Here is a 22,162-nt window from a genome sequence, read left to right on the forward strand (position 1 = left end):
ATTACATTTAGCTTCAAAAAATTAATCAAGATTAAACTGTTAAAGGCGCATAAATATTGCATACTGTTAGTTATCTCAAATATCTCTATCCACTTCCACTACTGATCTGTCGCTTTATATCCAACAGGAAATGCTTTCAATATTTCTCTTGTCAGGTCCCATTCATTGAACCCTTGTTTGCCATAATCAAGACCTCTTCTAACGATTACCAGATCATGTGAAGGAACTACAATCACATATTGTCCTCGATTTCCGGCGGTAGTATAGGCATCTTTGGGTATGTCATTACGATGATCTGGAACCAGCCACCATTGACCTCCATAAAAATTGCCGCGTTCTGCAGTGGATGATGCTGGTGTTCTCACAAAGTCTATCCATTTCATGGAGATGAGCCTTTCTCCATTCCAAACCCCATTTTGCTCATAAAGCAAACCAAATCGGGCAAGATCTCGAGCGTTGGTGTATACCTGACTACTAAAAATAAAATCGCCAAATCTGTCGGTGCTAGCGAAAGTATTTCTCATCCCAATTTTATCAAACAAAGCTTTCCTAGGAAATTCAATATAGGTCTTGTCATTACCTAGGGCATTCTTCATCGCCAATACACCTAGAATTGTATCATAGTTCTCATAGTCCCAGTAAGTACCAGGTTTTCTGATTAGCCCTCTATTCCTTGCTCCGTTGATCGAACTAGCTCCTGCCCAATAGGAAAGTCCAGACCCAGTGGCATATTCCATCTTGCGACTGTCTACTGTATATAAACCACTCGACATGTTCAATACGTTCCTTAATGTGATATCTGCACGTGGATCATTTTCAGAAGATTTTTCAATTGGGAGCCATTCTATTCCCAGTGGGGCATCTAGTTCCATTATTCCTTGATCTACCAATATTCCTATCAAAGTCACCGCAATACTCTTGGCTGTCGACCAGGTTCGGGTTTTGGTGTAGATGTTAACACCTTCTGCATACCGTTCATGAATGATCTGACCTTTATGTACAACAATCAAACTGAGCGTGATTTGCTCGGGAGATTCCCTTTCAAATGACCATTTTGAAGCTCTAGCCAATAAATCTGCATCGATATATTTAGGTAGTTTTTGTTTTTTTACCAAATCACCTTCAGGCCAAGGTATGGTGGCAGTATTGCCAGAAAGGGGAGGAAGGCTTTGTGTGGGAAGATTATCAATTACCTCAAAAGTTTGATTGGGTGCTAAAATGATACAACCAATACCTTCTCTGAATACCGCACGCATCACCGGAGTATCTTTTGTAGGACCGATGGTGACAGTTTTTCTATCCCAATCTATAGTGTAATCTCCACCTTGTGCACTTCCAATAGTTCTTTTTAGATATTTAAGCTCTTGATTATAGACTAGCTCAAGAGTTCTGCTAGAGGTGAAAAGTCCATTACAACAGAGAATTGCTTGAACCCCCGATTGAATCATTTCTCTATTTGACTTTGAATAATCATAAGATTCACTCTGCTGTGTGAACCCCCGATAGTTAGAAAACATAAGCATAACGACTAATAGAACGATTTTTTTCATATTTTATATAGTCGCTTATGTTTTTACGGATATGCTTGCTTTATTGACTTATACCTTACGTTAAACGAATTTATCGTTTTTTTCTGATAAAGTCAAACCATAGCCCAAGCGAAACAAACCTAGGATTCTAGCAAATAAGATGAAATTCATCACTTTTCAACCGTAACCCATTTTCCTTTAGTTCTAACCAAAAACTCATCATCATACATCGCTTCCGCTTGCACACCAGGTAAATAATACGTCCCTAAATATGATGCGTTTAACATTACATTAAAGGTTTTAGTACTATGTTTCCCCTTTTTAGGTAAATCAAAATAGAAATTCACGCGGTCGTCTCTAATATCGGTATGTCTTGCGGCACTTGTTGTTGTGTTTCCAAAAGCCGTAAAACGGGTATTCACAATTTCCCAACCAGATGGGAAAATTTGAGTTAAAGCCACATCATTAACCGATGCATTTTTCAAATTACTCACACTAAGGGTTGCAACAAAATCCTGACCTTGCATCAACTTTGAGACATCAATGGTGTTCCCTTTTAAATCTTTGTATTGCACCGAAATACTTAATCCACGCTGTTCTACCAATTCTTGTCCAAGCGGTAATTTCCCAGAATTCAATACTCTTACATAAACCACATTGTCTTTTGAGTTATCGAAGATTAAATTATTCTCACCATCAATAACATTTAAGTCACGTTGAGCAATTGCACTCTTGGTGTCTATGCTTTCGGTTTTCCCGTTAATGGTATAATTCACTTTTAATGCTTTTCCGCCATTAGCGTTAACCATTTTTGCCATGGACAATAAGCTATAAGCTGTGGTTTGTGTACTCATCCATTGGTTGCTCGATAAATCTCTAGCAATATCTTCAGCGAGTTCTCGCATTTTAGAATCTTTTGTTAATACCATAGTTTCTAAAGCCATCGCACGATTTCTATCTACTGAGCCATAGGTGTAATAATTATAACGCTGAGGTTTAAAATTAATGTTTGCCGATTGCGAAATTTGATTACTCGCTTCTTTTTGTCCAGCCAAAGCATAAGCGGCAGCTAATCGCCATTTAGCTTCATTTGAAATTTCACTAAATTCTCTAAGTCTATTCATGCTTGCTAAATCTGGATTTCCAGCCAATGCCAAAGTGTAAAGCCTATAAGCCTGTGCTAAATCAGAGTTATAAGTACGATAACTTGGTCTCCAATTTCTAGCTGCCTGTTTTTGGTACATCAACCAATTGCTTTTAAATGTTAGTGGTAAAACATAGCCTTTCTTTTCGGCTTCAATCATAAAATGACCAGCATAACTTGTACCCCAATCGTTGGCACTAGATTCTTCAATCCAATAACTCAATCCGCCATGAGACCTTTGGAAATGCCCTAAACGCTTGATGCCATTTTCAATATTAGTTTGAATCTGTTTCTTTTTATCAAAAGTCAAATCGAAAATATCAGCTAAAAATAACTGTGGAAACACACTCGATGTGGTCTGTTCCACGCACCCATGCGGATAACGAATTAAATACTGTAAGCGTCTAGAAAAATCCATCGGAGGTAAGGTTGAAAACTCAACATTTGCCGAATTTGTACCAGCAACCCCAAATGTTGAAAAGGCTAAAGTTTCAGTAGCATTTCCAGCTAAGGTTTTATCTAAAACTTTTGACGTCATTGGATTAGTATTCACAACATCCAATTCCACTTTATAGGTCGATTTCTCGCCATTCCCGGTCGCAATAACTTCAACAGTATTAATACCTTTAGCTTTGCTAACGTCCAATTCAAAATACGTCATTTGCTCATCGGGTTTGGCAAAAGATAGCGATTTAGATTTTTCTCCAACAACCGAAATACCATCACTTAGTTTTAAACTGATATTTACGTTTTTCACTTTAGGTTCCATCGCAAAAACGGTAACAGGTAAGGTTACTTTTTCACCAGGGCTCAACTTTCGTGGAAGCGTTGCTAAAACCATCAACGGTTTTTTAACCTCAACTGCTTTATCTGTGCTTCCGTAAGCTTCATTAGTATTGTTTCCAGCAACCACCATTGTACGAACAGAACCTATATAATTTGGTAATTTTATTTGATGCGTTTTCGTTTTTCCAGCATCCAATTTAAACGGTCCTAAATACGTAATCACAGGTTTAAAGCGGTTAGCTTTTTTGTTTTTACCACCTGCAGCACTACCATCGCCACCAATAGCAAATACTTGGTCGATGCTTCCTGAATATGCGCCAATAACATCATCAAAAACATCCCAAGTTTTTACACCCAGAGCTTGACGTTTATAAAACTCATTCCAAGCATTTGGGGTTTTAAATCGGGTTAAATCTAGCAGTCCTTCTTCAACCATGGCAATGGTATAAGTCATTCCTTTGTTGTTTTTTTCAGAAACTTTCATTTCAAAAGTTTGCTCTGGACGCAATCTATCTGGCATGCTTAATTCAGGATACAATTTTGTGTCTGGATTTTCAACCATAATTGGAATAACTCCGTATAATCGAATTGGTAAATCGTTTGCTGTAATCGCATGCGGTTGTAATAATGAAATATTTACAAATACGTTTGGTGCCATTTCTTTACTGATTGGAATATCAACAGTAGTTTCGCCTTTACTCGTTTTCACCCATTTATAATCCAAAACTTCGGTGCCATTTTCAATACTTACCAATGCACGTCCTTCACTTCCTGAAGCAAAGCTTACTTTAGCTGTTTCACCTACATTATAGTTTTCTTTATCTGCAGAAAAGACTAACATTTTAGCAGCTTCTTTATCAGATGATGGCGCTTTTTTCCACCAGTTTTTATAGAAATATGCGGTTCTTCCTGTGGCGTGTCCACTCACTGGATCTACAACTCTTATGAGGTAACGCCCACGGTCATTATCTGGAATTTTTATGTTGAAATTTGCTTTTCCGCTGGCATCCGTGTTCACTTTTAAAGACTTGTATAGTCTGTGATAACTACTAGATACATAACTCGCTAAATCATCATAAGACGAATTCCACCACCAACGCCATTCAACTTTATAAACTTTAACTTCAAGATTATTTCGCTTAATAGGTTTTCCATTTTCATCAACCACAACCAAATCAAAAGTTTGGTTTTCATCTGTAAAAAAGGAGCCATAAGCATTTCCTTTTGGTGATTTTAAACCAACGAACGAACTGTAAGGCGCATATTTTTTGGTAAACGCATCCATAGAAAAATCGCCACCATTTTCAAAAGCACGAACTAAAAATTGTACATTCAACATGCCTGGAGCATTTTTACCAACATTTAGTTTTTTATTTATTGAAGCTAAACCTTCTTCATTCACTTTATCTTCAAACACATTAATTTCTTCGGTATTGAATTTTCGCGTTGGGTCATTAAACCTGTAGTTTTTATAGTTTTCAAAAGAGGCATAAGCGGAACTAAACTTCGCTTTAATTTCAGCTTTTAAATTTTTTCCGGGAGCACCATGAAGCCATTTTATATCTAAATCGCCTTTTAATGGTTCGTTATTTGAAAGTATTTCATTCTCAAAATCAACCTTAATTTTTAAGCGATTGGGTTTTACGGTTTCAATTTTTAAGCCTTTATAAAAGGTTGCACCTCCAACTGAAACTTTAGCGCTGTAATTTCCTGTTTTGTCTTCTGTGGAAGTTGGAACAGTAAATTTGTAGAAATTATTTAAGTTATCTGCAGTTACTTTTTTGTAAACCAATTTCCCGTTAGGGTTAGTCATTTCTAGATTTACTGGATGCCGTTTTGGTAGTTTGTTAGCGTTGTCATTTAGCATGAATGTTAAATGCAAAGTATCTCCCGGTCGCCAAACTCCGCGTTCGCCATAAATATAACCTTTGAGACCTCGTTGTAAGCGATGCCCAGAAACATCAAATTTGCTAAGCGACAAGGAGTTGCCATCATGAAGTTTAACGTACGTTGTGTTTTTTCCTTTTGAAACGATAGCAAACGCCGCATTTTTATCTGAATCAATTAATGTTAAACCTTCTTTATCTGTGTTTCTGCTTGCCAATTCTTGCTGCTGAAAATTATAAATAGCAACTTTTGCACCTGCTTCAGGATTGGTATTTAAAATATTGGTAACGGCAAAATAATACGAATTGTTCGCGCCTTGTTTTACAATAACACCTAGGTTTGAAGCGAGTAAGTTTTGAGATACAATTTTACGCTCGTTATAATACGCTTCATGACACGGATTTTGCTCTTCGCGCCAATTGTAAGCGTAATTTTTGTAGCGATAGGCTTTGTTATCCCAATAGGCTTCTTCACGTAATTCTTCATCCTCACTATCTATTTCAGCATAATCGCCTTCATAGTAATCTTCCTCGTAATCATCATTTTCAGAATTAGACATACCCGCATTCGCTTCGCAATCGTATAAAGAATAACGTTTTTCAAAACTTAACTCTACACGATAAATAGCGCCAGCATCTGCTTTAAAAAACTTTGATAAATCGATGCTGTAAGCTTTCCACTTTCCTGTGTTTTCTGCAGCAGTTTGCAATTGAATTGTTTGTTTTGCAATGCGTCGCCCCACTTTTTTTATAGCATTTCGATTACCACTGGAGAGGTTATTGTCTTGAAGAAATTGAAGTATATTATCTTCAAATATTTTAATCACGCGAACATCAACAACACTTAAATTAACCGCTTCAAAATTGAATTTTAATTGTTCTGAGTTTGGTAGAATCGTACCATTACTTATCAGTTTTATTTGTGGCTTTAAATCTTCAAAAGCAATAGTTTTAGAAAACGGTTTTTTCAATTTAAAACCTTCCTTGTTTTTTATGCCTTGAAATACATCCACTTGAATATTGCCTGCTAATTTGGTGTCTGGATAGACTTTCAACACATTGCCATCAACAACATATTTTGGGTTTTTAACTTTTTGAATGGACACCAAACCATCAAAGTTTTGCTGCTTTTTAAGCGGGTCTGAAAAATTAATGGATAAATGTTGTTCTGGAGATTGCGTAACATTGGCCTCAACAATTGTGAAGTTATTTATCCCCGGAATTAAAACGGTGTTTTCACCTTCATTTTCTGCTTTAATAGCTTTTCCATTCCATTTTACATGAATGTTGTCATCTTCAATTTTTCGATTTATACTATCAATTTTAAATTCAAAATGCTTCGAACTTACATTAGCTTCATTAAAAACGAGTGCTAAATTTTTGCCGTTTTGAGAGACAACAACCAATGTTCTTGCATCTTCAATTGAAATAACATCAGCACATTTAATAACTCCTTCAAGGTATTGCCAATTTTTGCTATAAGATTGTAAATGATTAGTTTCAATATTAAAACCTGGTGTGATGGTTTTAAACTTAAACGTATAACCTTCAAAGCCATCTGGCATATTTTTATAAATGTCATTCAGCTTAACAGTAACAGTATATTCCGTATCTGGTTCTAAATGTTCATCGGGTTTAAAAAGTAATGTGTGTTTGTTGGTAACGGTTAATTTACCTTCAACATGTGGTTTGATGGAGACGATATTATCTGTAATTTCCTGTTCCATTTCCCAACCCTCTACGGCGTTGGCTAAATTAATTTGAATTGGGTTTGCTACTGAAGTTATTCCTGATGTGGTATAACTAATATAATCTCGGAATTTGAAAAGATTATCGGTTTCTACTATTTTCTTTTTACAAGAAACAACAAATGAGAAGAGACATACGAAAACAATAAACTTTTTTAATGACATGTAGATGAAGATTTAGATGAACAAAATAACTAAAAAACGAAAGTGTAGGTAGAATATCGTTAATTAAGTTACGCCTTAGCTTTGTACTTTAGATTTTTAGTTGCTGTTAAATTGTTCTTAAAGTTATTCCTTAAACATCCCAATATATAATTCGCCCTTATCATTCATAGTGGCTCTAAACATGCCTTGAGTATTAAATTCCATAACCATATTGCCATTTTTATCAATAGCTATAATACCTCCTGTGGCGCCTTGATCTCCAATATTTGGTAATTTGTTTTGAATAACTTCTTTGGAAGCTTCAGCTAAAGAAAGTCCTTTGTAGTCTATTAAAGCAGAAATATCATAAGCCACCATACCACGAATAAAAAACTCGCCCCAACCTGTGCATGATACAGCACAGGTATTATTGTTGGCATAAGTGCCTGCACCAATTATTGGAGAGTCCCCAATACGCCCCCAGCGTTTGTTAGTCATGCCACCTGTGGAAGTTCCAGCAGCTAAATTTCCATGTTTGTCTAGAGCAGCACAACCAACGGTTCCAAATTTTGAATCTTGTAGGTCTGCATCATAAAACGAAGCCACTTTATTTTTTTCGGATGCTTTTACACGTTCTAAGGATTTTAATTTTTTTTCGGTTGAAAAATAACTAGGGCCTACAATCTCTAAACCCTGTTCTTTGGCAAAGGCTTCAGCGCCTTCTCTAGAAAGCATCACGTGTGGTGAATTATCCATAACTGCTCGTGCTAAATTAATTGGGTTTTTAATGGTTTTTGTGCCTGCTGAAGCTCCAGCATTAAGCGTTTTTCCATCCATGATTGAAGCGTCATGTTCGTTAGTGCCTTCATGCGTAAAAACAGCACCTTTACCTGCGTTGAAAAGCGGCGAGTCTTCTAAAATGTTTATGGTGTTTTGAACCGCATCCAAACTTGTACCACCATTTTTTAGAATACCATAACCAACACGAATTGCTTCTTCTAATTTTTTGCGATACTTGGCTTCGCGTTCTTCAGACATATTATCGCGTTTAATACTTCCAGCCCCACCATGAATTACTATTGAAAATTCAGTTTTTTTAGGTTCATTTTGAATATTTTCGGGTTCTAATTTTGATTCATTTTTACAAGAAAAAACTATAGTTAAGATGGCGAGTAAATAGATATACTTTTTCATTGAAATTTAGATTGATTTGTAGACGAAGTTAATAATTTTAGTGTTAGTAAATTTTAATAAAAACGACTTTTAATTACTATATTCGCAGTTAATTTCGATATAAATAATAAATCAATAATTAATGAATAAAATAGCGACTGATTTTGGTATAGATAAAGCACTTGAAATTCTAGGCGTAAAAGCTATAAATGAAGGCACTTCTACAGGCTCAAATAATTTTTCTAGCGGAGATATTATTGAAAGTTATTCTCCTGTTGATGGACAGTTAATTGGTAAAGTAAAAACTACTACTAGGGAAGATTACGAAAAAGTAATGGATGCGGCAACAAATGCATTTTTATTCTTTAGAGATATTCCAGCACCACAACGTGGAGAAATTGTGCGTCAATTTGGAAACAAATTGAGAGATTTAAAAGAGCCATTAGGTAAATTAGTGTCTTACGAAATGGGTAAATCTTTGCAAGAAGGTTACGGAGAAGTTCAAGAAATGATTGACATCTGTGATTTTGCAGTTGGATTGTCTAGACAATTAAACGGGCAAACTATCCCATCTGAACGACCAGGACATGTTATGAGAGAGCAATGGCACCCAATTGGTGTTGTTGGTATTATCTCTGCGTTTAATTTCCCAGTAGCTGTTTGGGCGTGGAATACAGCTTTAGCATGGATTTGTGGCGATGTATGTGTTTGGAAAGGCTCTGAAAAAGCTCCTTTATGCTCTATTGCCTGTCAAAATATTATTGCTGATGTTTTAAAAAACAACAATTTACCAGAAGGTATTTCTTGTATCATCAACGGTGATTATAAAGTAGGCGAAATGATGACTACCGATTCTAGAATTCCTTTAGTTTCTGCTACAGGTTCTACAAGAATGGGGAGAATTGTTGGTGCAACTGTTGCAGGACGCTTTGGAAAATCATTATTAGAATTAGGAGGAAACAATGCCATTATTATAACACCAACTGCAGATTTAAAAGTAGTGGTTCCTGGTGCTGTATTTGGTGCTGTTGGAACTTGCGGACAACGTTGCACATCTACACGTCGTTTAATAATTCATGAATCTGTATATGATAAAGTAAGAGATGCGATTGTTGGTGCTTATGGTCAATTAACTATTGGGAATCCATTAGATGAAACCAATCATATTGGACCACTAATCGATCATGATGCTGTAAACACTTATTTAGCTGCTATTGAAAAAGCAAAAGTTGAAGGCGGAAATGTACTGGTTGAAGGTGGAGTTATAGAAGGTGAAGGTTACGAAAGCGGATGCTATGTGAAACCAGCAATTATTGAAGCTGAAAACCATTTTGAAATTGTACAGCACGAAACATTTGCACCTATTTTATATTTAATGAAATATTCTGGAGAAGTTGAAAATGCTATTGCTAAGCAAAATGCTGTTGCTCAAGGATTATCGTCGGCAATCATGACTAACGAAATGAAAGAAGCAGAGAAGTTTTTATCTTATGCTGGTTCAGATTGTGGTATTGCTAATGTAAATATTGGAACTTCTGGGGCTGAAATTGGAGGCGCTTTTGGAGGCGAAAAAGAAACAGGTGGTGGACGCGAATCAGGTTCTGATGCATGGAAAGTGTATATGAGAAGACAAACAAATACTATTAATTATTCTGATGAGTTACCTTTGGCACAAGGGATTAAGTTTGATTTGTAAAAAAGTAATAAAGAAAAAACCTTGCGTCAAATCCAGAATGTCTGGCAGATGCAAGGTCTATCTCATAAAAGATTAATAGCAATACAAATGTAAGAATAATTAATTAACATATGTTAATTAATTGTAAAATTAACTGTATTTTACTTTCCTTAATATGCGCATTGTTTCTTTGTAAAGATTAAAGATAGTTTGACTATGTGTTTTTAAATAAGGTTTTGCTTCATTAAGCTTTTCAATAGCATCTGGAAAAGAATTTAGGTAACAAATTAAATAGGTTATTGGAAGGTTTTTAAGGTCGCGTTCTTCATTTTTTGTAAAAACCAATCCTTTTTTCAGTTTATCAAGAATAGCATTATTGTTATTGTAAATGTGGAACAAGGTTTTTTTATCAAACTGAGGCGGTTCAAATAAAAGTTTGGTTTCTATATTATAATTGACATTGTTTTCAAATCGAATAATAGTTTCTTCTAGTTGATAATATTTATTAGTGTTTTGAAGCCCTAGATTTACATATTCTATTATTTTAAAGCTATCGTCGTTAATTGAAATTGAAACCTCGTCCAAAGCAGAAAAGAAGAGTCGAACTTGTTCATTAATTAGTTCAATATCAACTCTAGAAAAGAAGGCTTCACCTTTAACTTCTTTTTTTTGTCCTGCCCAGCAAACAACGAAATATTCTTTAAATACTTTGTATTGCGGATTGAAATCCACTCGTTTATTCATAAAATCAAAAACACCATTTAACGTATGCTCAATATTATTTTGAGCATGTTTTTCAATGGCTGCGACAATTTTAGAGTTAATGTCTTTAATTTCAATATCAAAAACTTTAGGCATACTCATGCTACCATCTCTAAAAAACACCGAACCACCATAATATTTCCAAATGTTTTTTCTGAGCGAAGTTATGTCGTCAATAGGTCTAATAGTTACAAGACCAACTACCTTATCGTCTGGCAGATGTGGAAAAGGAATGTTTTCGTATTGCACAATAGGCGGGTTGGACAAATATGCATTAATGAGGTTCTGTATTTTACTATCGTCAAAAAAATCGACTCCAATAATTTTGTTATCCTCATCTTCTACCCCAATTACTATGTAAGAATTATTTTTTGGGTTACTGTTAGAGAGCGCACAAATATGTTTTAAGAATTTCGCCTTACCTTCTTTATGGCTAATATCTATTTTACGCTTTTTATCATAAAAACTGTTCTCGTCGTTATGAGCTAGAAGGTGTTTAATAAGAAGGCGTTTGTTAATCATAATTGTCATTCGTGAGAAGGCAGGAATCTCATGTTAATATTATTCCTTTTTCACAATTGTACTATTAGCTTGTGCAGTGCAGAACATTAAAACATCTGCTATGTTTACATGTGGTGGTCTAGAGATAGCAAAATAGATTACTTCAGCAACATCTTGCGCCTGTAATGCTTTGAAACCTTGATATACTGTTTCGGCAATTTTATCTCCTTTAAATCGAACTTTTGAGAATTCTGTTTCAACCAATCCGGGGTTTACGGCTCCAACTTTAATTCCATAAGGATTTAAATCTATGCGCATGCCTTCCGTAATAGCTAAAACAGCATGTTTACTACCACAATAAACGTTACCCTTTGCATAAACTTCCTTTCCAGCGGAAGATCCAATATTTATTATTTGACCAGATTTGCGTTCTGTCATTTGCGGAATTATGGCTCTGCTAACATAAAGCAACCCTTTTACATTTATGTCCATCATGGCATCCCAATCATCAATACTCCCTTCGTTAATAGGGTCTAATCCATGGGCATTACCTGCATTGTTAATTAGGATATCAATTTTTTTAAATTGATTGGGGAGTGATTCAATAGCTCTAAAAGTTTCTTGTTTATTTCTAACATCAAAATTTAAAATATGCACATTGGTCAACTTCCTCAATGCTTTTTGTATGGTTTCAAGCCGATTTAATCTACGACCGCATAGAACTAAATCTATTTCATGTTTAGCAAATTCAAATGCTGTAGCATGACCAATACCACTTGTTGCACCTGTAATTAGTGCTACTTTTTTTGTTTTTTTCATCGTATTAAATTACTCTTTATCGATAGGCTTTGCGACTTATATATTTTTTTATGCCATTCACGTATAAAAATACTCTAAGCAACTATTATTCTGTATCATTGTTCGTAATATATAGCTGTTCTTCTAGTGGAAAATTAATTCAAAAAGTTGAACAATAAAGTTACATTTTAATAGTTAATATTTGGACTCTTTTCTGGAATTAGTAATCCAAAGGGAGCAATTTAGACGTAAATACAAATACATAAAAAAAATTAAACCATGAATATTTTGAACAAATTAAAATTAATTCTACCATTATTAGTTGTCACATTTTTATTCTCTTGTAACGATAACGAATCGACTCGTATTAATCAAGGAGATGCAACAATAACTGTAAGGCTTGTTGATGCACCAGGAGATTATGAAGCTGTTAACGTTGAAATCGTTGATGTTATGATTAAAATGGATGACGATAGTGAAGATGAAAATGGTTGGATGTCTCTAGAGGCAAACTCAAAAACAGTAAACTTATTAGATTTTACTGGCGGATTTAGTGAAGTTTTAGTTGACAGATTTGCAGTTCCAGCAGGAACTTTAAGTCAAATGCGATTGGTTTTAGGAGATGGTAATACCATTGTAATTGAAAAAGAAGAAGGAGAACCATCTTCAGAGTACGATTTAAAAACACCTAGTGGCCAGCAATCTGGTTTAAAATTAAAAATGGATACAGCCATTGAGGAAGGTTTTACGTATGATTTTATTATAGATTTTGATGTAGAAAAATCAATTGTTCATGCGGGTAATTCTGGAAATATTATATTAAAACCTGTATTATATGGAAGCGTAAAAGCAAACTCTGGTATTATAGAAGGTACAGTAACTCCAAGTGACGTTTCGTCTGTGGCCTCTGTTTTAGTCGATGATATGGGAGACGATGATCCATTAAATGATTTTGTAATTTCTGCTTATACAGATGAAAACGGTGCGTTCGCACTATGGGGAGTACCTGCTGGAACTTATGAGGTTTTGGTTGAGCCTACAGATGCAGAATCTGATTATGAAAGTGCAAGCGCGACAGGTGTCATTGTTGTTAATGGTGAGATTACAACCATAGTAGACCCTATTGTGTTGATGTTAAAGAAAGGCTCTATTAGTGGAACAATTACTGGCTTAGCTGAAGGGGTTGTTGCTAACGTAGCTATAAATGATGATAATTCAACTAATGTGAATACTAATGATGAAGGGGTTTATGCCATTGAAGAAGTCACTCCAGGAGACTATGCGGTTACAATTACTGCAGAAGGGTATGATACTCAAATTATTGATGTTACTATAGATCCCGATGAAGATGAAGTTCTTGATGTAGTTTTAGTTTTAACTCCGTAATTTGTAGAGAACATATTTTTAAAAAGAGCAGTTTCGAAAGAAACTGCTCTTTTTATTTTAACCAATTATTAACGGAGTTCCCAGAATATTTTAACCAATTGTTAACAAGGTTTAAAGAAAAATTTTAACAATTTGCAATGCTCAAATAAGGACAGTATATTCGAGCTTTGAATTAAAAAAATAATGATGGAAGAAACAGGTACAATTGATATTAAGACGATTAACGAGAAAATTGAAAAGGAAAGCGCTTTTGTTGATTTACTTATCCTAGAAATGAATAAGGTAATCGTTGGTCAAAAACATATGGTCGAACGTTTGCTTATTGGGTTGTTAGGACAAGGGCACATATTATTAGAAGGTGTTCCAGGATTGGCAAAAACACTAGCAATTAATACACTTGCTCAGGCAGTAGACGGGAGTTTTAGTAGAATTCAGTTTACGCCAGATTTATTACCAGCAGATGTTACGGGGACATTAATTTACAACATGAAGGTTAGTGATTTCTCTATTAAGAAAGGTCCCATTTTCGCAAACTTCGTATTAGCAGACGAGATTAATAGAGCACCAGCAAAAGTGCAATCGGCTTTATTAGAAGCTATGCAAGAGAAACAGGTTACCATTGGAGATGAAACTTTTGTACTAGATAAACCATTTTTAGTAATGGCTACTCAAAACCCTGTTGAGCAGGAAGGGACGTATCCTTTGCCCGAAGCTCAGGTTGACCGTTTTATGTTAAAAACCGTGATTGATTATCCTAAAATAGCAGAGGAACAATTAATCATGAGAGCGAATATGAAAGGCGCCTGGGAAAAAGTAAACCCAGTAGTTTCTATAGCACAAATTCTTAATGCCCAAAAGGCAGTAAGAGAAGTTTACATGGACGAAAAAATTGAAAAATATATCCTGGACATTATTTTCGCTACACGCTATCCAGAAAAATATAAACTAGCCGATTTAAAACCATTAATCTCATTTGGAGCATCGCCTCGTGGAAGTATAAATTTAGCAACTGCTGCTAAATGCTATGCATTTATTAAACGTCGTGGTTATGTAATACCAGAAGATGTTAGAGCTGTGGTATATGATGTTTTAAGACATAGAATAGGTATAACCTATGAAGCAGAAGCCGAGAATGTCACTTCAGAAGACATCATTAATAAAATCGTAAATGAGATTGAAGTACCTTAAAATTGACAATTGATAATTGACAATTGATTATTAAGACATAATTAATTAATCATAAATACTCAATAGACAATTGAAAAATGGATACTAAGGAATTACTAAAAAAAGTACGAAAAATAGAGATTAAGACACGTCGTTTGTCTGATCATATTTTTGGAGGGGAATATCATTCTACCTTCAAGGGACGAGGTATGACTTTTAGTGAGGTGCGCCAGTATCAATTTGGAGATGATGTAAGGAGTATTGATTGGAATGTTACAGCACGCTATAGTGAACCTTATGTGAAGATTTTTGAAGAGGAACGAGAGCTTACCATGATGCTCATGGTAGATGTTTCTGGCTCTGAGTTGTTTGGAACATCAATTCAGTTTAAAAATGAAGTAGTTACTGAAATTGCTGCTACTTTGGCGTTTTCAGCTACTCAAAATAACGATAAAATTGGATTGATTTTATTTTCTGATAAAGTCGAACTTTTTATTCCACCAAAAAAAGGGCGTTCTCATGTGCTTAGAATTATTAGAGAACTTATAGAATTTAAGCCAGAAAGCAAACATACTAATGTAGCCGAGGCCTTAAAGTTTCTAACCAATGTTATGAAAAAGAAGGCAATTGTATTTGTACTATCAGATTTTATTGCAGATGATTACGAACATACCATGAAAATTGTTTCAGGAAAACATGACGTAACAGGTATTCGAGTTTATGATAAGCGAGAGGAAGAGATTCCAAATTTGGGAATGGTACAGATGCAAGACGAAGAAACAGATGAACTTATGCTAGTAAACACATCATCTAAAAAGGTGAGGCAAAATTATGGTAAGTTCTATCAAGATAAAGTAGTTTATTACAAAGAAAGTTTTTCGCGCTCAGGAGCTGGAACTATTGATTGTAGAGTTGATGAGAGTTATGTCAAAAAGTTGTTAGGATATTTTAAAAGAAGAGGATAAGTGAGAAGGTTAAAGTTTAAAAATAGTGTTAATGGTGAAATGAAGTTTTCAGTTTTGTTTGCTGTTGTCTTTATGCTGTTTACTTTAATTTCTTATTCTCAAGTTTCATCTGCAATTGATTCAACATCCATAAAAATTGGAGAACAAATCACTTATAGTATCCAAGTAGAAACAGATACCACCAGTTTGGTGGTTTTTCCAGAAGGGCAAACATTTTCGCCACTAGAAATGATTGAGTCTTACAAAACAGATACTTTAAAAAATAATGATAAGTATAGCCTTATTAAAAAGTATGGATTAACCCAGTTCGATTCTGGTGCGTATACTATTCCACGTCAAAAAATAATTATTGGAGATAAAACCTTTTTCACAGATTCTCTAAAAGTAGAAGTTAATAATGTGGTTGTAGACACTACCAAGCAAGGACTTTACGACATCAAACCAATAATTCATGTAAACAAAAAAGGCAGCGATTGGTGGAAATACTTGTTAATTACCCTTTTAATAATAGGTGTTATAGCTTTTATGATGTATTGGTTTATTTGGAGGCAAAAACCATTAACAGAAAACGAGCAAATAGCCTTACTTCCTCCTTATGATAGAGCAAAATTAGCATTAAAGAAACTAGATGAGTCTCATTATTTAGAACATCAAGAAATTAAAGAATATTATTCTGAGCTTACCTTTATTATTAGAAAGTATCTAGACGAAAAGGTTTATGATCGTGCTTTGGAAAGTACTACAGATGAACTTATTTCACGACTTAAACTACTTAAAGAAGGGAATCAAGTTGATATTAGTAAGGATGATATTAAAAATTTAGAAAGCATTTTAAAAAGAGCCGATTTAGTGAAATTTGCTAAGTCAGCTCCAGATATTGAGTTGGCTAAGTTAGATCGAAATACTATTGATGTAGAAATTGATCATGTAAAGGAAGCATTGCCTGAACCAACTGAAGAAGAAAAACTTCTGGACGAAAAGTATAGAGAAGAGTTAGAACGTAAAAAGAAGCGCAAAAAAACCATTATTACCATAGTTATAGGTGTACTTTTACTCATGATGACTTTTGCTGGCTTTTCAATAAAATATGGATTTAACTATGTGAAAGACACAATTATTGGGCACGATAGCATTGAGCTTTTGGAAGGTGATTGGGTTACGAGTGAGTACGGATTTCCTCCAGTAACCATCTCTACTCCAAAAGTATTGAAACGCACAGAACTAACTATGCCTGATGAAATGAAAGGTCAAGTCAAAATGTCTTCATTTATGTATGGAACATTACTAGATGTTTTTAGTGTTACAGTTAATACAACGACATACCCAAATTCTGGTGATAATAAATTAAATCTTGAAGCTATCTCTGAAGGATCTATTAAAAACATGGAAGCTGTTGGGGCAAAAGATATTGTTGTTTTAAGAGACAAATTTACCACACCTAATGGTGCTGAAGGTCTGAAAACATCTGGAACAATGAAGATGCCTGGAATTGCTTCAGAAGAACTACGTGATGCAGAATATGTATTACTTCAATTTGCTTCAGAAAATGTACTGCAACAAATTATAATGACTAGCCCAGAAGATGATGTGTATGCCGACCAAATAATTGGACGTATTATAAATTCAGTAGAACTTAAACCTGCAGAAGAATAATGTTAGAAGGTGTTGAATTTTTAAATAAAGAATTTTTCTGGTTGTTTTTAATACTACCTCTAGTTATAGTTTGGTATTTGTTTAAATACAAAAAACTAACAGCAGAACTTAAAATACCTAGTTTAAAAGGATTTAAACTTACAAATTCATTATTGCCTAAATTCAGACACGGCTTATTCGTTTTAAGATTAATAGCTCTGGCTTTATTAATAATGGCATTGGCAAGACCTCAAACGGTAGACGTATCTACTAAAACCAAAACAACTCGAGGAATAGATATTGTTATGGCAATTGATGTTTCTGCAAGTATGCTAGCTAAAGATTTATCGCCAAACAGGTTAGAGGCGTTAAAAAATGTTGCTGCAGATTTTATAAAAGGACGACCTAACGATCGAATTGGACTAGTAGAATATGCAGGAGAAAGCTATACAAAAACCCCAATAACCAGTGATAAGGCGATAGTACTTCGCTCACTAAAAAGTATAAAGTATAATACGATTATAGAAGGAGGAACCGCCATAGGAATGGGTTTAGCGACTTCGGTAAATCGACTAAAAGATAGTAAGGCAAAAAGCAAGGTTATTATTTTGCTAACAGATGGCGTTAATAATTCTGGTTTTATAGATCCAAAAATTGCCAGTGAATTGGCTTTAGAATATGGTATAAAAACATATACTATTGGTTTAGGAACTAATGGGATGGCGCTTTCTCCTGTAGCGATTTTACCAAATGGCGATTTTCAATATAGCCGTGTACAGGTAGAAATAGACGAAGAATTGCTAAAAGAAATTGCGGAGGTTACAGGCGGTAAGTATTTTAGAGCGACAAATAACAAAAAATTAGAAGAGATTTACGACGAAATAAATAAACTAGAAAAAACAGAAATAGAAGAGTTTAAGTTTTATAATTATGAAGAAAAGTATAGACCATTAGCTATATTAGCGGGTTTATTATTGCTTTTAGAACTGCTTTTACGTTTCACCTTTTTTAGAAGTTTTATTTAATATATTATAGAAAAACAAATAAAGAGAATAAATTATTTGTGGCTAAACGACTCCACAAAAAACAAACAAACATTAGAAAGTGTATCAATTAGATGAGAAAATATGGTTTTGGGTTTTAGGAATTATTCCTGTCATAATTCTATTCTTTTTGGTGTTTCAAGCATGGAAGTATAATGCTCAAAAAAAGTTTGCAGATAAAGCATTGCTTAAAAAATTGAGCCCTAATAAATCTTTATTCAAATCTGTTTTAAAGATAGCTGTGATAAGTTTGGCATTCGTCTGTTTAAGTTTGGCATTAGTAAATCCAAAGATTGGTACTAAATTGGAAACCGTAAAACGCGAAGGAATCGATATAGTATTTGCTGTAGACGTTTCAAAAAGTATGTTAGCTGAAGATATTGCACCAAATCGTTTAGAGAAATCGAAACAACTGGTAACACAAATAGTTAATAATTTGGCTAGTGATCGCATTGGTATTATAGCCTATGCAGGAAAAGCATTTCCGCAATTACCTATTACTACAGATTATGCTTCGGCTAAAATGTTTTTACAAAATATGAATACCGATATGCTGTCTTCCCAAGGAACAGCGATTAATGAAGCCATTAATTTGGGAAGGACTTATTTTGATGATGAAGAGCAAACTAATCGTATTTTAATTATTATTTCAGATGGAGAAGATCATAGTGAAGAAGCGGCTGCGGTGGCAGAACAAGCTCATGACGAAGGTATAAGAATTTTTACTATAGGTGTAGGTGATGTTAAAGGTGGCCCTATTCCAGAGAAAAGGAATGGCGTAGTAATTAGTTATAAGAAGAATAATGCTGGAGAGACGGTTATTACCAGATTAAACGAAGAAACCTTGCAAAACATTGCTAATGAGGCGGACGGAGCTTATATAAACGGTAAGAATACTAATGATGTTGTAGAGGCTATTCGAGAGATTTTGAATAATATGGATAAAACCGAATTTGAAGCGAAGCAATTTGCCGATTTTAAAGATCAGTTTCAATGGTTTTTAGGCTTTGCTATTTTCTTTTTGGTGTTGGATATTTTCCTTTTAGACCGAAAAACTGCATGGTTAAAGAAGTTGAATTTATTTAATGAGAATTTATAAAATTTTTAACTAACAAAAAATCAAGGTTTTATATCTTAGAGTACATAATTAAACATAATGAAACATTTAATTTTATTATTAATTGCTGTTATAACAAGCATTTCTTTTGCTCAAGAGAAAGAAGAACTTCTTGCATTAAAAAAGGCAAACAATTATGTGTATGAAGGTAATCAGTTAGCTGAAGAGGATTTTGTTTCAGCAGAAATGGAATATAGGAAAGCGCTTTCAAAGGAACCAACCAGTGTTGCTGGTGTTTACAATTTGGGGAATTCCTATTATCAATCAGGAAATTATGAAGAAGCATTATATCGCCATCAGCAAGCAATAAAAAACACAACTTCAAAAGACGAAAAACATAAAGCGTATCATAATATTGGGAATATTTTAATGAAAAACAAAAAATGCAAAGAAGCGGTTGGAGCTTTTAAAAATGCATTAAGAAATAATCCAAATGACGATGAAACGCGCTATAATCTTGGGTTAGCTAAAATTTGTGCTGAAGAACAAAAAGATCAAAACAAAGACGACGAAAACAAGGAGGATAAAGAAGACAAAGACGAGAACAAGGATCAGGAGAATAAAGATAAAGAAGGAGCGGATAAAGAAGACCAAAAAGATAAAGGCGAAGAAGATAAAAAAGAAGGTGATGATGAAAAAGATAAGGATGGTGAGCCTAAAGATGAAAAAGATAAGAAAGAAGATAAAGGAGAAGGCGATAAGGAGGAGAAAAAGGATGACCAAAAACCTAAACCACAGCCTGGACAATTATCACCACAACAAATTAAGAGTTTGTTAGAGGCTATGAATAACCAAGAACAAAAAGTTCAAGAAAAAATGAATGCCGAAAAGCAAAAAGGTGTTAAGATAAAGACCGAAAAAGATTGGTAATTAAGTAATAATATCAAATTCAAATTTGTCATTCCTGTTTAGATAGGAATCTATTTTGAAAGAAAATGAAACTGACAAAACACATATTCATAATGCTATTTACGCTTTCTACAAGCTTTGCTTTCACGCAAGTAAAGTTTGAAGCCAAAGTTAGTAAGAAACAATTGGGGGTTAACGAACGACTGCGTATTGATTTTGAAATGAATCAGGATGGCGATAATTTCAATCCGCCTAATTTTAATGGTTTTACAGTTGTTGGTGGCCCTAGTCAATCTGTAAAAAACTCATGGATAAATGGTGTTAGGACATATAATAAAACGTATACTTATTTCTTAGCTCCTAAAAAGCGAGGTAATTTTACTATTAGTCAAGCAAGTATTTCAATTAAAGGAGAAACTTACAAGACATTACCTATAAAAATTATTGTTACAGCCGCTGTAGATAAACCTAAAGACCCTAATGACCCCAATTATATAGCGTCTGAGAATATTCATTTAGTTGCCGAGGTTTCCAATAGAACACCGTATTTAAATGAAGCCATTACAGTTGTTTATAAATTGTATGTATCTCCAAATACTGGTGTTGATAATTGGCGCGAAATTGATACCCCACGGTACAACGATTTCTGGAGTCAGAATATAGACATGAAGGGGCAGAAAGTGCAAAACGGTACTTATAAAGGGGAAGATTATCGTTATTTGATTTTACGAAGAACAGTGTTATACCCTCAAAAAACAGGAAAATTAAATATTGAACCATTAACACTTGATATTTCCGTTCAGGTTCCAACAAATCGACGGGATATTTTTGGCAGTCGACTCATGTCTCGTGTTCATAAAACGGTTTCTGCAGGAAATGTAAATATTAATGTGAAAGCACTTCCAGAAGTAGGGAAACCTATAGATTTTAATGGAGCTGTTGGAGACTTTAATTTTAAGGTTTCAACCTCTAAAACAGAACTGGATGCCACAGAATCTTTACAGGCAAAAGTTGAGGTAAGAGGTAAGGGAAATTTAAAGTTGTTTAAGCTTCCTAAAATATCATTGCCAAGTTCTTTAGAAGTTTACGAACCCGAGCACACCGAAAGCGTCAGAACAAATTTAGAAGGTATGCAAGGCAGCATATCAGATACTTATACGGTAGTGCCACAGTACAAAGGTAAATATCCAATACCAAGTATTTCATTTTCATATTTTGACTTAAAAACAGAAAGCTATAAACGTTTATCGTCAGATGAACTTATTATTGATGTACTTGATGGTCCTCTTAATAGTTCCGATTCAAACAATCCGATATCTAGTAATACAAAACAACGTGTTGTTTTAAATAATGATCAATTTGCTTTTATTAAAACAAAGACAATTTTTTCATCTATTGAGACTATACATTTTTTCAAGACTAATATGTTCTGGTCGTTGTTGCTAAGTCCATTTTTAGCAATTCCATTAGCCATTTTTATTAGAAGAAAAAAAGCCGATAGAGATGCCGATGTATATGGAAATAGGATAAGAAAAGCCGATAGGTTAGCTAGAAGATATTTGAAATCTGCTAAAAAAGCACTTGGTAAAAAAGAAGCATTTTATATAGCTTTAGAAAAGGCTTTACACAATTATTTAAAAGCGAAACTTCACATAGAAACAAGCGATTTAAGCAAAGATAAGATTCAATTATTACTGGGAGAGAAAGGCGTTGATTCTGATACTATTTCAAGTTTTAATTCTATTATGGAAAGTTGCGAATTAGCACGCTACACGCCAATAGATATTGTTACAATGCAAGATGATTATGAAAAAGCGGCAAAAACAATTTCTTTAATCGATAAACAAGCTCGATAAA

14 protein-coding genes are annotated in these 22,162 nt (G+C 34.3%); 9 read left to right on the forward strand and 5 right to left on the reverse strand.

What is annotated here, in order from left to right:
• Positions 1 to 98: 98 nt before the first annotated feature.
• From AC2D6V_RS04655 to AC2D6V_RS04665, 3 genes are all read right to left on the reverse strand, one after another.
• Positions 99 to 1,550, reverse strand: coding sequence for a serine hydrolase domain-containing protein (locus AC2D6V_RS04655; protein WP_484646882.1), 1,452 nt, complete (start codon positions 1,548 to 1,550; stop codon positions 99 to 101).
• A gap of 149 nt (positions 1,551 to 1,699) precedes the next feature.
• A complete protein-coding gene (locus tag AC2D6V_RS04660) occupies positions 1,700 to 7,258 on the reverse strand; it encodes an alpha-2-macroglobulin family protein (RefSeq protein ID WP_484646883.1) in 5,559 nt (1,852 codons plus the stop codon).
• A gap of 123 nt (positions 7,259 to 7,381) precedes the next feature.
• The gene (locus AC2D6V_RS04665; protein ID WP_484646884.1) at positions 7,382 to 8,431 is read right to left on the reverse strand and encodes an isoaspartyl peptidase/L-asparaginase family protein; all 1,050 of its coding nucleotides are present in this window, start codon (positions 8,429 to 8,431) and stop codon (positions 7,382 to 7,384) included.
• A 121-nt stretch (positions 8,432 to 8,552) separates the two neighbouring features.
• Here AC2D6V_RS04665 and amaB point away from each other — a divergent pair, with 121 nt between their 5' ends.
• Positions 8,553 to 10,106, forward strand: a complete 1,554-nt coding sequence (amaB, locus tag AC2D6V_RS04670) for an L-piperidine-6-carboxylate dehydrogenase (protein ID WP_484646885.1) — start codon at positions 8,553 to 8,555, stop codon at positions 10,104 to 10,106.
• A 129-nt stretch (positions 10,107 to 10,235) separates the two neighbouring features.
• Here the strand turns inward: amaB and AC2D6V_RS04675 are convergent, their stop codons facing one another.
• Together AC2D6V_RS04675 and AC2D6V_RS04680 are read right to left on the reverse strand one after the other, a co-directional pair.
• A complete protein-coding gene (locus AC2D6V_RS04675; RefSeq protein WP_484646886.1) occupies positions 10,236 to 11,369 on the reverse strand; it encodes a DUF5929 domain-containing protein in 1,134 nt (377 codons plus the stop codon).
• Positions 11,370 to 11,408: 39 nt separating this feature from the next.
• Positions 11,409 to 12,167 (reverse strand): SDR family NAD(P)-dependent oxidoreductase, encoded by a 759-nt coding sequence (locus AC2D6V_RS04680; protein WP_484646887.1) that lies wholly within the window; start codon positions 12,165 to 12,167, stop codon positions 11,409 to 11,411.
• 267 nt (positions 12,168 to 12,434) lie between these two features.
• Here AC2D6V_RS04680 and AC2D6V_RS04685 point away from each other — a divergent pair, with 267 nt between their 5' ends.
• The 8 genes from AC2D6V_RS04685 to AC2D6V_RS04720 all read left to right on the forward strand — a co-directional run bounded on the left by AC2D6V_RS04685 (position 12,435) and on the right by AC2D6V_RS04720 (position 22,161).
• Positions 12,435 to 13,532 (forward strand): DUF4382 domain-containing protein, encoded by a 1,098-nt coding sequence (locus AC2D6V_RS04685; protein WP_484646888.1) that lies wholly within the window; start codon positions 12,435 to 12,437, stop codon positions 13,530 to 13,532.
• Between the two features lie 186 nt (positions 13,533 to 13,718).
• A complete protein-coding gene (locus tag AC2D6V_RS04690) occupies positions 13,719 to 14,720 on the forward strand; it encodes an AAA family ATPase (protein ID WP_484647515.1) in 1,002 nt (333 codons plus the stop codon).
• Positions 14,721 to 14,797: 77 nt separating this feature from the next.
• Positions 14,798 to 15,664, forward strand: a complete 867-nt coding sequence (locus AC2D6V_RS04695) for a DUF58 domain-containing protein (RefSeq protein WP_484646889.1) — start codon at positions 14,798 to 14,800, stop codon at positions 15,662 to 15,664.
• A 39-nt stretch (positions 15,665 to 15,703) separates the two neighbouring features.
• Positions 15,704 to 17,317, forward strand: coding sequence for a BatD family protein (locus AC2D6V_RS04700; protein ID WP_484646890.1), 1,614 nt, complete (start codon positions 15,704 to 15,706; stop codon positions 17,315 to 17,317).
• A complete protein-coding gene (locus AC2D6V_RS04705) occupies positions 17,317 to 18,321 on the forward strand; it encodes a vWA domain-containing protein (RefSeq protein WP_484646891.1) in 1,005 nt (334 codons plus the stop codon). Before AC2D6V_RS04700 ends, AC2D6V_RS04705 begins: the two co-directional genes overlap by 1 nt.
• Positions 18,322 to 18,400: 79 nt before the next feature.
• The gene (locus tag AC2D6V_RS04710) at positions 18,401 to 19,438 is read left to right on the forward strand and encodes a VWA domain-containing protein (protein WP_484646892.1); all 1,038 of its coding nucleotides are present in this window, start codon (positions 18,401 to 18,403) and stop codon (positions 19,436 to 19,438) included.
• Between the two features lie 57 nt (positions 19,439 to 19,495).
• Positions 19,496 to 20,326: a tetratricopeptide repeat protein gene (locus AC2D6V_RS04715; protein ID WP_484646893.1), complete on the forward strand. Its 831-nt coding sequence runs from the start codon at positions 19,496 to 19,498 to the stop codon at positions 20,324 to 20,326.
• A gap of 65 nt (positions 20,327 to 20,391) precedes the next feature.
• On the forward strand, positions 20,392 to 22,161 hold the full coding sequence (locus AC2D6V_RS04720; RefSeq protein ID WP_484646894.1) for a BatD family protein: 1,770 nt from the start codon (positions 20,392 to 20,394) through the stop codon (positions 22,159 to 22,161).
• Position 22,162 lies beyond the last annotated feature (1 nt).

The sequence above is a fragment of the Algibacter sp. YIN40 genome, assembly GCF_057219435.1.

Bases quoted from the DNA above. Each gene is read 5' to 3' on its own strand.
- AC2D6V_RS04655 (WP_484646882.1), bottom strand. From the start codon at position 1,550: ATGAAAAAAATCGTTCTATTAGTCGTTATGCTTATGTTTTCTAACTAT.
- AC2D6V_RS04660 (WP_484646883.1), bottom strand. From the start codon at position 7,258: ATGTCATTAAAAAAGTTTATTGTTTTCGTATGTCTCTTCTCATTTGTT.
- AC2D6V_RS04665 (WP_484646884.1), bottom strand. From the start codon at position 8,431: ATGAAAAAGTATATCTATTTACTCGCCATCTTAACTATAGTTTTTTCT.
- amaB (WP_484646885.1), top strand. From the start codon at position 8,553: ATGAATAAAATAGCGACTGATTTTGGTATAGATAAAGCACTTGAAATT.
- AC2D6V_RS04675 (WP_484646886.1), bottom strand. From the start codon at position 11,369: ATGATTAACAAACGCCTTCTTATTAAACACCTTCTAGCTCATAACGAC.
- AC2D6V_RS04680 (WP_484646887.1), bottom strand. From the start codon at position 12,167: ATGAAAAAAACAAAAAAAGTAGCACTAATTACAGGTGCAACAAGTGGT.
- AC2D6V_RS04690 (WP_484647515.1), top strand. From the start codon at position 13,719: ATGGAAGAAACAGGTACAATTGATATTAAGACGATTAACGAGAAAATT.
- AC2D6V_RS04695 (WP_484646889.1), top strand. From the start codon at position 14,798: ATGGATACTAAGGAATTACTAAAAAAAGTACGAAAAATAGAGATTAAG.
- AC2D6V_RS04700 (WP_484646890.1), top strand. From the start codon at position 15,704: ATGAAGTTTTCAGTTTTGTTTGCTGTTGTCTTTATGCTGTTTACTTTA.
- AC2D6V_RS04705 (WP_484646891.1), top strand. From the start codon at position 17,317: ATGTTAGAAGGTGTTGAATTTTTAAATAAAGAATTTTTCTGGTTGTTT.
- AC2D6V_RS04715 (WP_484646893.1), top strand. From the start codon at position 19,496: ATGAAACATTTAATTTTATTATTAATTGCTGTTATAACAAGCATTTCT.
- AC2D6V_RS04720 (WP_484646894.1), top strand. From the start codon at position 20,392: ATGAAACTGACAAAACACATATTCATAATGCTATTTACGCTTTCTACA.